Raw genomic sequence first — 12,377 nt, forward strand, 5'->3', positions numbered from 1 at the left:
ACCCCGACCTCGTGAATGCCCTTCGCCGTCACGGTAACGCTGTCTGCAACGGTCGGCGCGCAAGGCCGCCTGAGGCTTCGCGCATCCCAACCTCAGCGTCCGGGTGTCGTTCCGAGTCGCGCGGCGCCGAGCCCTACGGCGTCGGGGTGCGTGCGTCGTAGGCGAGGAACGAGCGCTGCGCGCGCGTCACGACCGCGATGAGCACGACGATGAGGAGGCCGCCGAACAGCGGCGGCGCCCACAGCGCGACGAGGCTCGCGACGGCGCCGGCGTAGAGGTCGCCGAGGCGCGGCCCGCCCGCGACGACGACCTGGAAGAGGCCCTGCGTGCGGCCGCGCATGTCGTCGGGCGTCGCCGTGAGCATCATCGTCGAGCGGAAGATCGCGCTGATCTCGTCGCTCGCGCCCATGCCGGCCATCCCGATCGCGGCGACGATGAGCGCGGGCCACGACACCCGCGTCCAGTCGGGGCCGACCTCGCCGCCCAGGCCGAGCGTCATCGCGAGGATGACGGCGCCGACGAGCCCGACGAAGCATCCGTAGACCGTGATCGCGCGGGCGATCGCGATGCCGTGCCGGTGCACGTGCGCGACCGGGCCGGAGAAGAGGCTCGCGAGCAGCGTGCCGATCGCGGCGGCCGCGGTGAGCACGCCGACCGTGACCGGGCCGCCGCCGATCGCGAGGGCGCCGACCGCGGGCAGCAGCGCGAAGGGGCGACCGAACGTCATCGCGATGATGTCGACGAGGAACGACATGCGGATGTTGGGTGCGTGCTCGAGGAATCGCCAGCCCTCGCGCAGCGACTCGAGGCCCGGCTTCGACACCGCGCCGAGCGGAGGCAGCTTCGGCAGCCCGATGATGCCGAGGAAGCCGGCGGTGAAGAGCACCGCGTCGATCGCGAACGTGATCGGCAGCCCGACCGTCGCGACGAGCACGCCCGCCGCGGCGGGACCGACGGTGAGCATCGTGCCGAACGAGATGCCGTTGAGCGCGGCGGCGCGGGAGATGAGGTGGGCGGGCAGGATGCGCGGGGTGACGGCCGAGCGCGTCGCTCCCGAGATCGTGGCCGCGACCGTGTTGATGGTCGTGAGCACGTAGAACGGCCACACGTGCGCGCGCTCACCCGCGGCGATGAGCGACGCGTCCCACGCGGAGAGCGCGACGAGCCCCAGCACCGCGGCCCAGCCGGTGAGGCTCGAGGCGATGAGGAGCGCGCGGCGGTCGAAGGCGTCGGCGAGCATGCCGCCCCAGAGCCCCGCGACGATCATGGGCGCGAGCGCGATGCCGCCCACGAGCGCGACCATCATGGTGCTGCCCGTCATGTCGAAGATCTGCAGGCCGACGGCGACGATCGTCATCTGCGCGCCGATGCCGCTGATCGCGGTGCCGATCCACAGGCGGGCGAACGCCTTGCTCGCCTTGAGCGGCGCGAGGTCGACCATGCGGCGGCGCCGCTCGGGCGCCTCGCCCGCCGTGTCGCGCGGGTCGGTCTCGACGCCCGCGGGCGGGAGGATGCCGTGCGAGCCGGTCGTCGGCTCGTCGCCCGACTCGAGGCGGGTCACGCGGCGGAGTCGTCGCCGAGCAGCGCGTCGATCGCCGAGAGGAGGTCGTCGTGGCGGCCCTCGGCCGCGAGCCGGCGGGCGCGCACGGTCGGCTTGTGCAGCACGACGCCCGCGAAGTGCCGCAGCGCCTGCTCGGCGAGCTTCCGCTCCGCCTCGGTGCCGCGCTTGCCGATGCGCGCGAGCTCCGCCTCGAGCGCGTCCTCGACGTGCTCGCGGAGCGTCGCGATCGCCGAGCCCACCTGGTGCTCGGCGGTGCCGCGCTCGAAGCGGCGCGCCGCCTTGCGCACGAGGTCGCGCGCGTCCTCCGTGGCCGTGAGGTGCTCGAGCGGCGCGTGGATGCGGATCGTCTCGAGGTCGAGCACCTCGACGCCCGGCACCGTCGCGACGTCGGGGTCGACGTTGCGCGGCATGCCCATGTCGACGACGAGCTGTGCGGCGCGGCCGTGCTCGACGGGGCACGCGTGCGCGGCATCCGAGTTCGAGTGCACGGGGCAGGAGGCTGCGGAGTCGTGGCCGCCCGATTCCTGGCCGACCGGGCAGACGGATGCGTCGTGCACGTGCTCGTCGGCGCCCGGGAAGGCGTGGGTCGCGGCGAGCCGCTCGCGGCCCGCGCGCAGCAGCGCGGCGTCGACGACGTGCTGGTCGGAGCTCGTGCAGGTCACGATGACGTCGGCGCTCGCGGCGGCGAGCGCGGCGTCGCGCGGGTCGACGTAGCCGATCGCGTGGCTGCGGGCGAAGCCCTCGCCGCGGTTCGAGGGGCTCCACACCTCGATGTGCTTCGCGCCGCGGCGGCGCAGCTCGGCGAGCGAGACGCCGGCGAAGCGCCCGGTGCCGACGAGCAGCACGCGCGCACCGGTCAGGTCGACGCGAGCGCTCGCGAGGTCGAGCGCGAGGCGCACGATCGAACGGCCCGCTTCGCCGAGGCCGGTGCGGTTCTTGATGCTGCGCTGCGTCTCGGAGGCGCGCTGGAAGAGCCGCTCGAGGTGCGCGGAGGTCGTGCCCGCCTCCTGCGCCGAGGCGAGCGCGCGCCGCACCTGGCCGGCGATCTCGCCCTCGCCGATCACGACCGACTCGAGGCCCGCCGCGACCGAGAAGAGGTGCTCCGCGGCGCGGGTGTCGACGAGCGGCTCGAGCGTCTCGGGGCGGTGGAAGCCGAGCGCGTCCGCGGCGGCGCCCTGCGCGATGCCGGCGGCCTCCTCGTGCTCGTCGGCGTCGACGTCGAGGTAGACCTCGAACCGATTGCACGTCGAGATGACGACGGCGCCGTCGACCGCGGGGTGCGCGGCGAAGGAGCTGGGGAGGGCGGAGGCGTCGGCGGACGACAGCGCCTCGAGGACGTCGAAGTCGGCGTTCTTGTGACTCGCCGTCAGGCAGATGAGCACCAGAGCATCCTACCGCGCCGCTGTACCCCGCTCCGAGTCCGCGCCGTCCGCCGTCAGCGATCGCACAGCGCACCGCGAGGCCCGGCCGTCACGCTGGCGGCATGCGCGAGCTCGACCTCATCCTCTACGGCGCGACCGGCTTCGTCGGTCGACTCGTGGCCGAGCACCTCGCGGCCGCCGCGCCCGCTGACCTGCGCGTCGGCCTCGCGGGCCGCTCGATCGAGCGTCTCGAGCGCGTGCGGGCCGGGCTCGGGCCGTCGGCTGCGGGCTGGCTGCTCGCGCTCGCCGACAGCGGCGACCCCGCGAGCCTGCGCTCGCTCGCCGAGCGCTCGCGCGTCGTCGTGAGCACCGTCGGCCCCTACCTCCGGCACGGGCTGCCGCTCGCGGAGGCGTGCGCCGACACCGGCACCGACTACCTCGACCTCACCGGCGAGGTGCTCTTCGTGCGAGAGCTCGTCGAGCGCTGCCACGAGCGTGCGGCGGCGAGCGGCGCGCGGCTCGTCGTCTCGAGCGGCTTCGACTCGGTGCCCTCCGACCTCTCGGTGCACGAGCTCGCCGCGCTCGCGGCCGAGCGGGGCGCCGGCGGCCTCACGGACACGACCCTGCGGGTGCGCGAGCTCTCGGGCGGCATCAGCGGCGGCACGATCGACTCGCTCCGCGCGCAGCTCGAGCGCGCCCAGGACGATCCGCGCCTGCGGGCGATCCTCGCGGACCCCGCCGCGCTCACGGGCGGCGTACCGGTGCGCGAGGCGGCGGATGCGTCGCGGCACTTCCGCGACGACGAGACCGGGGAGTGGGCTGCACCGTTCGTGATGGCCTCGTACAACACCCGCCTCGTGCTGCGCTCGCACGCGCTGCGGGAGCGCGGCTACGGGGAGGGGTTCCGCTACCGCGAGATCGTGCCGACCGGCCGTGGCACGGCCGGGCGGCTGCGCGCCGCGGCCCTCGCGGCCGGCGTGAACGCGCTCGCGGTCGCGCTGGCGACGCCGGGCCTCCGCCGCGTCGCCGACGCCGCGCTGCCCGCCCCCGGGGAGGGACCCTCGGAGGAGGTCCGCGCGCGCGGGCACTTCCGGATGGTCACCTCGGCGCGCACCGAGCGCGGCGACCGCCTCGAGGCGGTCTTCGCCGCGCAGGGCGACCCCGGCTACGCGGCGACCTCGGTCATGCTCGGCGAAGCGGCGCTCGCGCTCGCGGTCGACGGCGAGCGCTGCAACCGGCGCGGCGGGGTGCTCACGCCCGCGACCGCGATGGGCGACGTGCTCGTCGAGCGCCTCCGCGCGCAGGGCTTCACGATCGAGACGACCTGAACTCATCACTGCTCGAGGCGCTCAAGTTGGGCCGCTTCGGCGGATGTCGCAACCGCTGCCCCGCCTAGAGAGTCAGCCGTCGACGTAGCGCGACCACGTCCAGGCCAACTCGTTGTATGCGATTGTCCGACCGTGGAAGTCGTAGGCCTGCTCAAGACTGTCGGCATCGACGTCCTCGGGCAGCAGCGCGGCCAGCACATCAAGGAGCTGATCCATCGACAGCGTGGTCTCGGGCGGCACAGCAATGCAGAGCCAGCCTTGCTCCGCCTCCTCCGCGCCGTCGATGACTAGGTCGACCACAATCTCGACTGAACCCTGCTTATGTCGGGTCGACCGGAAGGTGTTGCTCACCTCTTGCCCCGGTTGCGCGCGAGCCTCGTCGTAGAGTTGCTGCCCCGCCGCTCTCAGCTCGTCCAACACGGCGAGCTCGGTGATCTCCTCTAGAAGTTCCTGGTCGGCGTCGCTCGGGAGGAGTTCGTCGCGCTGGCTGAGTCGCTCGAACCTTGCGTAGCCGTCCCGGCGCTCGCCGACTGCGTGCGTCTCGTCGAACGCTAGGAGCCAGCAGACGTCTTCGTCCGGGTCGTAGATGGTTACACCTCGGCCCGTTCCGACGTGCAACGTCTTGATGTGCCCGTAGGGCACGACGTTGAGCATGTTTTCGCCCTCAGCAGGAGCACCAGCACGCTTGTTCGTGAATGCTCTGAGGGCAGGGTGCAGGTGACAATAGGCCCGCGCGTCCCGAGCCGCGTGTTCTTCTGGAAGGGAGAGATCCTCAGTCAGACAACGCCTGGTGACGCGTAGCCGAGGAGAGTGGCCCATCCGAGCCGACTAGAGCGAACGCAACCGAGCACTACGCGCTGCAGCACGCTCGCGACGAGACGCCGCGGCGATGGCTTCGCGCTCCGCGGCCGACTGCCCCTTGCGGTTCTTGATCGCTCGCTGCAGCTCTTCGTTAGACATCCCGCGCACCTGCCGCACCAACGTTGCGTTGCTGAGCGGCGAAGTGCCACGGCGAGCAACACGGGCGCTTGTTGCGGTGTTCATGCTTGGCACCATATCGGAAAGTATGTGGGCGCTCTATACCCCGCCCACAGAAGGCAGCAACTACGCGTGGGATGATGGAGGGGTGACCGCCCTGCCCGAGAACCACCCGCTCAACACGCGCACCGGCACCTCGCGGCTCGTGCGCGCGTACCGCGGCGATCGCCCCGAGACGACCCCGGTGTGGTTCATGCGGCAAGCGGGTCGCTCGCTGCCGGAGTACCGCGAGCTGCGCCAGCGCACCGACGGCCCCGACCGCGACATGCTCGACACGTGCCTCGTGCCCGAGCTTGCGAGCGAGATCACGCTCCAGCCCGTCCGCCGCCACGGCGTCGACGCCGCGATCTTCTTCAGCGACATCATGGTGCCGCTCAAGCTCGCGGGCGTCGACGTCAAGATCGCGCCCGGCGTCGGGCCCGTCGTGGCCGAACCCATCCGCACCCCTGACGACGTCGCCCGGCTCGTCGCCAACGACCCCGCGATGCTCGACGCCGCGCTCGAGCCCGTCCGCGAGGGCGTGCGGCAGACGATCGCCGGCCTCGCCGAGCTCGGCGACGGCTCGACCCCGCTCATCGGCTTCGCCGGCGCCCCGTTCACGCTCGCCGCCTACCTCGTCGCCGGCCGCCCCTCGAAGGACCACCTGGAGGCCCGCACGCTCATGCGCGCGCACCCCGAGGCGTGGGACGCCCTCAGCCGCTGGGCCGCCGACGTGACCGGCCGGTTCCTCCGCGCCCAGGTGGAGGAGGGCGCGAGCGCCGCGCAGCTGTTCGACTCGTGGGCCGGCTCGCTGCCGCTCGAGCAGTACCGAGAGCACGTCGCCCCCGCGTCGCGCCTCGCGCTCGATCGCGTGCGCGACCTGGCCGACGCATCCGGCACCCGCGTGCCGCTCGTGCACTTCGGCGTCGGAGCCGGTGAGCTCTACGGGGCGATGGACCTCGACGTCGACGCGATCGGCGTCGACTGGCGCGTGCCGCTCGATGTCGCGCTCGAGCGCATCGACGCCGACGTGACGGTGCAGGGCAACCTCGACCCGGCCGTGCTCGGCGCACCGTGGGAGATCATCGTCGCGGCGATCGACCACGTGATGCTCGCGGGCTCCGTCGCTCGCGCGCACGTGTTCAACCTCGGCCACGGCGTGCCGCCGACGACCGACCCCGAGGTGCTCACGCGCATCGTGCAGGCGGTGCACGCGCGGTGACCGACGACCGCGCGCACGTGCAGGCGGCGGATGCGTCCGCGCGCGCCGGTGCGCCGACCCACGACACGATCGTGGTCGGCGCGGGCGTCGCGGGCCTCACGGTCGCGCACGACCTCGCGGGCCGCGGCTACCGCGTGCTCGTGCTCGAGGCCTCCGATCGGCTCGGCGGCGTCGCGAGCGGCATCGAGGTCGACGGCCTCGCCCTCGACGCGGGCGCGGAGTCGTTCGCGACGCGCGGCGGCGCGGTCGCCGAGCTCGCGGCGGAGCTCGGGCTCGGTGACGACATCGTGAGCCCGAATCCCGCGGGCGCGTGGCTGCAGCTGCCGGGGCGCGCGGTGCCGCTGCCGAAGCAGACGCTGCTCGGCATCCCCGCGGTGCCGCTCGCGCGCGACGTCATCGACGCCCTCGGCTGGGGCGGAGCGATGCGCGCCTACGCCGACCGGCTCATGCCCGTGCTCAAGATCGGCAAGGACGAGGCGCTCGGCCCGCTCGTGCGCCGCCGCATGGGGCGGAAGGCGCTCGACCGGCTCGTCGCGCCGCTCGCGGGCGGCGTCTACTCCGCCGATCCCGACCTGCTCGACATCGCGGTCGTCGCCCCCGGGCTCAACAACGCCATCACGCGCGCGGGCTCGCTCTCGGGCGCCGTCGCGCTCGTGCTCGAGGAGCGCGCCGGCTCCGCGAAGCAGGCCGGCAAGCCCGGCTCGGCCGTGCAGGGCATCCGCGGCGGCATCCACCGCCTCACCGCGGCGCTCGCCGAGCGCGCGCGAGCGCACCACGCCGAGCTCCGCACGGGCGTGCGCGTGCTCTCCGCCGCGAAGACCGGGACCGGCTGGAGCGTGCAGACGGATGCGGGCGCGTTCGCCGCGTCGTCGCTCGTCGTCGCGCTCCCCGAGCGCGAGGCACGCCGCGTGCTCGGCGACGCGCTCGGCGCGGCAGCGCCCGCAGCGGAGCAGGGCGTCACCGTCGAGCTCGTCACGCTGATCTTCCCTTCCGGCGCGATCGAGGGCGACCCGCGCGGCACGGGCGTGCTCGTCGCCGCCGACGCGACGGGCGTGCGCGCGAAGGCGATGACCCACTCGAGCGCGAAGTGGCCGTGGCTGCGCGAGGCGGCCACGGGCCGCGAGGTCGTGCGCCTCTCCTACGGCTCGGGGGTCGCGGCGCCTGCGACCGAGGGGCTCGACGACGCCGCCGCGGCGGCGCTCGCGCTCGAGGACGCGAAGGCGATCCTCGGCATCGACGTCCCGCAACCGCGCGCGAGCGCCCGCGTGCGTTGGGAGCAGGGACAGCCCTCCTCGATCGTCGGCGCCAAGCGGCGCCAGCAGGCGCTTCGCGACGCCGCCACCGAGCACGAGAACCTTGAGGTCGTCGGCGCCGCCGTCGCCGGCACGGGGCTCGCGCAAGTCGTGCCGGATGCGCGCGAGGCGGCCCTCCGCATCCGCCGGGAGCGCTTCGCGATCGCCGGCACCCCCTGGACCGAGGACCTCGACGACGAGGCCGCCGTGACCGAGCCGGATGGCGCATCCGGCATTGCAGAGAACGGCACCATGACACCGAACGGACGAGGAGAGGCATGAGCGAGCAGCAGGCATCGCCGCAGGCAGGGCAGCTGGGCGACGGGTTCACCATCTGGAGCGTGCACCGCCGCGGCGGCGCGACCGCCGGCGGAGCACCGCTCGCCGACGAGCTCGCGGCGCTCGAGGCCGACGGCGTCACGACGCGCGGCATCTACGACGTCTCGGGCATGCGCGCCGACGCCGACGTGCTCGTGTGGATGCACGGCACCCCCGGCGCCGGGACGGGCGCCGAGGCGCTGCAGGCGGCCGTGCGCCGCGTGCGCCGCTCGCGCGAGCTCGCCGGCACGACGCAGACGTGGGGCGCGATGGGCGTGCACCGCGACGCCGAGTTCAACAAGTCGCACGTGCCCGGATTCCTCCGCGGCATCGAGCCGAAGCAGTGGGTGACGGTCTACCCGTTCAACCGCTCGTACGAGTGGTACCTGCTCGCGCCCGAGGAGCGCAGTCGCATGCTCGCCGAGCACGGCCGCGCAGGCGCCGCCTACCGCGGCGTGGTCGCGAACACCGTCGCGGCGTTCGCGCTCGGCGACTACGAGTGGATCCTGCCGCTCGAATCCGACGAGCTCGTCGAGCTCGTCGACATGATGCGCGAGCTGCGGGCCGTGGATGCGCGCCTGCACGTGCGCGAGGAGATCCCGTTCTTCACGGGCCGACGGATCACGATCGACGAGATCGAGGAGGTGCTCGCATGAGCGAGTCGACACAGGCAGGATCGAGCCAGGCGCAGGGCGGCTGCTGCGGCGGCGGGTGCTGCGGAGGCGCGGCCGTGCAGGCCCAGCCGGAGCAGCAGCAGGCGGAGCAGCAGGGCCGCCGCGAGACGAAGGCGCCCGCCGCGACCGGCGTGCACCTCGAGCCCGGCGCCGCGGTGCCGAGCGCGACCGAGGCCGCGCAGGCCGGGCCCGAGCACGTCGAGGAGCCCGTCGCCTACGACGGCATCCTGCTGTCGGGCTTCGGCGGGCCGGAGGGGCAGGACGACGTGCTGCCGTTCCTCCGCAACGTCACGCGCGGCCGCGGCATCCCGGACGAGCGGCTCGAGGAGGTCGCGACCCACTACCGCCACTTCGGCGGCGTGAGCCCGATCAACGACCAGAACCGCGAGCTCAAGGCCGCGCTCGAGGCGGCGCTCGCCGAGGCGGGCCTCGACCTGCCCGTCTACTGGGGCAACCGCAACTGGGCGCCCTACCTCGACGAGGCGCTGCAGCAGGCGGCCGACGCGGGCGCCTCGAAGCTCCTCGCCATCCCGACCTCCGCGTACTCGTCGTACTCCTCGTGCCGTCAGTACCGCGAGGACTGGGCCGACGCGCTCGAGGCGACGGGACTGCAGGCGTCGATGCAGATCGACAAGGTGCGCCAGTTCTTCAACCACCCGGGCTTCCTCGCGCCGTTCGTCGACGGCGTGCGCGCGAGCGTCGCCGAGGCGCGCGAGGCGGGCTTCGCCGAGGCCGACGTCGAGGTGCTCTTCGCGACCCACAGCATCCCCACCGCCGACGCGGAGCGCTCGGGCGCACCCGACCTGCACGAGTGGGGGCCGGGCGGCGGCTACGAGGCGCAGCACCTCGCCGCGGCCGAGCACGTGATGGCCGAGGCGGCGCCGGGCGTCGCGTGGCAGCTCGTCTACCAGTCGCGCTCGGGGCCCGCCTCGCAGCCGTGGCTCGAGCCCGACATCAACGACGCGATCGAGGCGCTCGGCAAGGATGAGCACCGTGGCCGGAAGGCGGTCGTCATCGTGCCGCTCGGCTTCGTGAGCGACCACATGGAGGTCATGTGGGACCTCGACGAGGAGGCGATCGAGACGGCGACCGAGGCGGGCCTGTGGGTGCGCCGCGCCCCGACGCCCGGCGTCGACCCGCAGTACGTCGGCGCGCTCGTCGACCTCGTGCAGGAGCGGCTCGAGGGCCGGCCGGTCGCCGAGCGGAAGGCCGTCACCTCGATCCACCCCTGGTACGACGTCTGCCGCCCCGGCTGCTGCGAGAACCCGCGGCTCGGGTTCCGGCCGGCGATCGCGGGGCTGCAGCCGTGAGCGCGCTCAAGGTCGGCACGCGCGGCTCCGAGCTCGCGATGGCTCAGTGCGCGGCGCTCGCCGAGCGCTTCGACGCCGAGGTCGAGCTCGTGCCGATCACGACGAAGGGCGACACCGACCGCTCGTCGCTGCAGCAGATCGGCGGCACGGGCGTGTTCGTCTCGGCGCTGCGGGATGCGCTGCTCGAGGGCCGCGTCGACGTCGCGGTGCACTCGATGAAGGACCTCCCGACGGCGCCCGCCGATGGGATCGAGCTCGCCGCGGTGTCGAAGCGGGAGGACGCCCGCGACGCGCTGTGCGCGCGCGACGGCCTCACCTTCGCCGAGCTGCCCGAGGGCGCGAAGGTCGGCACCGGTTCGCCGCGGCGCATGGCGCAGCTGCGGCTCGCGCGCCCCGACCTCGACGTCGTCGACCTGCGCGGCAACGTGCCGACGCGCCTCGCTCGCGCGCAGGGCCCGGACGCCGACCTCGACGCCGTCGTGCTCGCGCTCGCGGGCCTCAAGCGGCTCGGCCTCGAGGATCGCGCGACCGAGGTGCTCGACGTGATCGACTTCCCGACCGCGCCCGCGCAGGGCGCGCTCGCGGTCGAGATCCGCGCGGGCGACGAGGCGGCGCGAAGGGCCGTCGCGCCCACCGACCACGCGTCGACCCGGGCGGCCGCCGACGCGGAGCGGCGCGTGCTCGCCGGGCTCGAGGCCGGCTGCGCTGCACCGCTCGCGGCGCACGCGGAGGTGGCCGACGGGATGCTCTTCCTCACCGCCTCGGCGTACGCGACCGACGGCTCGAAGAAGCTCAGCGCATCCCACGCCTACACGCTCGACTCGACGAAGCCCGCCGAGCTCGCCGAGGCGGCGCGCGACGTCGCCGAGCGCGCGGTCGCCGAGCTGCTCGAGGGCGGGGCGGCCGACCTCGTGCACGAGGCGCGCTCGGGCAGCTGAACCGGCGATGCGCGTCCTGATCCCGCGCGGCGGCAGCTGGGGCGACGAGGTCGCCCGGCTCGCGTCGGCGGCGGGCTTCGAGCCGCTCGTGCTGCCGCTCGTGCGGACCGAGCCAGCCGAGGATCAGGATGCGCTCGGCCGCGCGCTCGCGCGGCTCGCGGACGGCGGCTTCGACTGGCTCGTCGTCACGAGCCGCTCGGCGGTGCCGGTGCTGCCGCCGCTGCCGGGCTCGGTGCGCGTCGCGGCGGTCGGTGCCGCGACGGCCGGTGCGCTGTGGGAGCGCGGCGTGCCGGTCGACTTCGTGCCGACGCGGCAATCAGCTGCCGGGCTCGTCGACGAGTGGCCGCTCCGCGAGGGGAGCGCGCTCTGGCCGCGCGCGCTCGACGCGCGGCCGAAGGTCGCCGACGGGCTCCGCCAGCACGGCATGCGCGTGACCGACGTCGTCGCCTATCGAACCGTGCCGGCAGTCGAGTCGCGGGACCGGCTCCTGGCGGCGGTCGGCGATGCGCCGGTCGACGCCGTGCTCGTCACCTCCGGCTCGATCGCGCGGGAGGTCGCGCGGCTCGAGCTGCCGCACGACGTGCGGGTCATCGCGATCGGCGACCAGACCGCCGAGGACTGCCGGGCGCTCGGCCTGCGCGTCGCCGGCATCGCGGCGCAGCCGAGCGCCGCATCGCTCGTCGAGGCGCTCACGGCGAGCGCCGGCTCCGCTCCCGTCTGACCGCGCTTGCTCGGCGCCAGCGGGTGCGGAACCGCCCGATCGGTGCGGGCATACCAGCACCCCGGACGCGGTAGCGCACCGGTCGCGATTCGATGGATGCTCGGGGCCGGCTCGCGACCTCGGCCGCGTAGCCTCGGGGCATGGCTGACTCGAACCCCGCCCTCGACGCGCTCGCCGCCTCGGGGCTCGAGCACGAGATCACGCGGCACGGCAGGGTCGGCTCGCTCGCCGAGGCCGCCGCCGCCCGCGGCGTCGAGCCGGCCGACATCGTGAAGACGATGGTCGTGCGGCGGGGCGAGGGCGACCACTTGCTCGTGCTCGTGCCCGGGGACCGCGCGATCGCATGGCCGAAGCTGCGCGAGCTGCTCGGCGTCAACCGGCTCTCGATGCCCGACGCCGATGCCGCGTTCGAGGTCACCGGCTTCCGCCGCGGCACCATCACGCCGTTCGGCACGACGCGGCCGCTGCCGGTCATCGCCGACGAGCGGATCCTGGGGCGGCGCGTCTCGATCGGCGCGGGCGACCACGGCGTCGCCGCGACGGTCGACGGCGACGCCCTCGTCGCGCACCTGGGCGCCCAGGTCGCCGACGTGACCGATCCCGAGCCGCCGCGCTGACGCATCCGCCCTGTCCGC

General features: G+C 74.4%; 12 protein-coding genes. 8 read left to right on the forward strand and 4 right to left on the reverse strand.

Annotated elements, in window-relative coordinates; all coding sequences use genetic code 11:
* Nucleotides 1-133: 133 nt before the first annotated feature.
* Both JSQ78_RS09280 and JSQ78_RS09285 read right to left on the reverse strand, forming a co-directional pair.
* Nucleotides 134-1,561, reverse strand: coding sequence for an MFS transporter (locus JSQ78_RS09280; protein WP_249295596.1), 1,428 nt, complete (start codon nucleotides 1,559-1,561; stop codon nucleotides 134-136).
* Nucleotides 1,558-2,943, reverse strand: a complete 1,386-nt coding sequence (locus JSQ78_RS09285; protein ID WP_211447163.1) for a glutamyl-tRNA reductase — start codon at nucleotides 2,941-2,943, stop codon at nucleotides 1,558-1,560. Before JSQ78_RS09285 ends, JSQ78_RS09280 begins: the two co-directional genes overlap by 4 nt.
* A gap of 101 nt (nucleotides 2,944-3,044) precedes the next feature.
* Here JSQ78_RS09285 and JSQ78_RS09290 point away from each other — a divergent pair, with 101 nt between their 5' ends.
* The gene (locus tag JSQ78_RS09290) at nucleotides 3,045-4,250 is read left to right on the forward strand and encodes a saccharopine dehydrogenase family protein (protein ID WP_211447165.1); all 1,206 of its coding nucleotides are present in this window, start codon (nucleotides 3,045-3,047) and stop codon (nucleotides 4,248-4,250) included.
* Nucleotides 4,251-4,322: 72 nt separating this feature from the next.
* Here the strand turns inward: JSQ78_RS09290 and JSQ78_RS09295 are convergent, their stop codons facing one another.
* Entirely contained in the window at nucleotides 4,323-4,904 is a 582-nt protein-coding gene (locus tag JSQ78_RS09295) for a hypothetical protein (protein WP_211447167.1), read from the reverse strand.
* 174 nt (nucleotides 4,905-5,078) lie between these two features.
* Nucleotides 5,079-5,294: a hypothetical protein gene (locus JSQ78_RS09300; protein WP_211447169.1), complete on the reverse strand. Its 216-nt coding sequence runs from the start codon at nucleotides 5,292-5,294 to the stop codon at nucleotides 5,079-5,081.
* 82 nt (nucleotides 5,295-5,376) lie between these two features.
* Here JSQ78_RS09300 and hemE point away from each other — a divergent pair, with 82 nt between their 5' ends.
* The 7 genes from hemE (at nucleotide 5,377) to JSQ78_RS09335 (ending at nucleotide 12,359) form a co-directional block, all read left to right on the forward strand.
* A complete protein-coding gene (gene hemE, locus JSQ78_RS09305; protein WP_249295598.1) occupies nucleotides 5,377-6,489 on the forward strand; it encodes a uroporphyrinogen decarboxylase in 1,113 nt (370 codons plus the stop codon).
* Nucleotides 6,486-8,063, forward strand: a complete 1,578-nt coding sequence (gene hemG / locus JSQ78_RS09310) for a protoporphyrinogen oxidase (protein WP_249295600.1) — start codon at nucleotides 6,486-6,488, stop codon at nucleotides 8,061-8,063. Before hemE ends, hemG begins: the two co-directional genes overlap by 4 nt.
* On the forward strand, nucleotides 8,060-8,755 hold the full coding sequence (gene hemQ, locus JSQ78_RS09315; RefSeq protein WP_211447173.1) for a hydrogen peroxide-dependent heme synthase: 696 nt from the start codon (nucleotides 8,060-8,062) through the stop codon (nucleotides 8,753-8,755). The genes hemG and hemQ overlap by 4 nt, the downstream gene beginning before the upstream one ends.
* A complete protein-coding gene (locus tag JSQ78_RS09320; protein WP_211447175.1) occupies nucleotides 8,752-10,083 on the forward strand; it encodes a ferrochelatase in 1,332 nt (443 codons plus the stop codon). Before hemQ ends, JSQ78_RS09320 begins: the two co-directional genes overlap by 4 nt.
* Nucleotides 10,080-11,021 carry a hydroxymethylbilane synthase gene (hemC, locus tag JSQ78_RS09325; protein ID WP_211447176.1) on the forward strand — a complete coding sequence of 314 codons (942 nt, stop codon included), beginning with the start codon at nucleotides 10,080-10,082 and terminating at the stop codon, nucleotides 11,019-11,021. Before JSQ78_RS09320 ends, hemC begins: the two co-directional genes overlap by 4 nt.
* Nucleotides 11,022-11,028: 7 nt before the next feature.
* Nucleotides 11,029-11,742: a uroporphyrinogen-III synthase gene (locus tag JSQ78_RS09330; RefSeq protein WP_211447178.1), complete on the forward strand. Its 714-nt coding sequence runs from the start codon at nucleotides 11,029-11,031 to the stop codon at nucleotides 11,740-11,742.
* Between the two features lie 140 nt (nucleotides 11,743-11,882).
* On the forward strand, nucleotides 11,883-12,359 hold the full coding sequence (locus tag JSQ78_RS09335; protein ID WP_211447180.1) for an aminoacyl-tRNA deacylase: 477 nt from the start codon (nucleotides 11,883-11,885) through the stop codon (nucleotides 12,357-12,359).
* Nucleotides 12,360-12,377: the final 18 nt, after the last annotated feature.

It is taken from the genome of Agrococcus sp. Marseille-Q4369, from assembly GCF_018308945.1.
Classification (GTDB): Bacteria; Actinomycetota; Actinomycetes; order Actinomycetales; family Microbacteriaceae; genus Agrococcus.